1 pseudogene is annotated in these 611 nt (G+C 72.2%); it reads left to right on the top strand.

Annotated elements, in window-relative coordinates:
* Positions 1–611, top strand: a pseudogene (locus CIW48_RS32990) (glycosyl transferase); the annotation flags it as partial.

Raw genomic sequence — 611 nt, 5'->3', positions numbered from 1 at the left:
CGGGGCATTTCGACCACGGCTTCTACCGGGCCCGCTACGGACTGTCCGAGGCGGACGACGCCGCGCGCGACTACTGCGACACCGGCTGGCGGAAGGGCCGCAATCCCAGGCCGGACTTCAACGGCTGGGCCTACCGCGCGCACCATCCCTCCGCGGAGGCGACGGGCCTCGCGCCCTTCGTCCACCACCTCGCCCGGGCCTTTCTGCGCGGCGACGACCTCTCGGGCGAGGCCTTCGATCCGCGCTACGGCGCGCCGCCGGCCGAGGAAGACGCGGAGCTGTTCGAGCAGGCCCGCCTGATCGAGCCGTTCTTCGACGCGCCCTGGTATCTCAAGCGGTACCCGGATACCCGCGGCTTCGAGAACGGCCCGGCGATCCACTTCCTGTCCCACGGACAGGAGGAGGACCGCGATCCGAGCAAGAACTTCTCCACCCGGTTCTACCGCCGGGCCTACGGCCATCTCCTGGGTGCGGGGGAGTCGCCGTTCCTGCACTACGTCCGCACCGGCCGCGCCGCCGGGCTGATGGCTGCGCCCGAGGATCTCGGCACCTACCCGCCCATGGAAGCCCCCGCGGCCCACGAATGGGACCGCCTGCCCCGGGCCCTGCCC

Origin of the sequence: Methylobacterium sp. P1-11 (assembly GCF_008329595.1) — a bacterium.
Taxonomy (GTDB): domain Bacteria; phylum Pseudomonadota; class Alphaproteobacteria; order Rhizobiales; family Beijerinckiaceae; genus Methylobacterium.
This window is presented reverse-complemented; position numbering and strand designations above follow the sequence as displayed.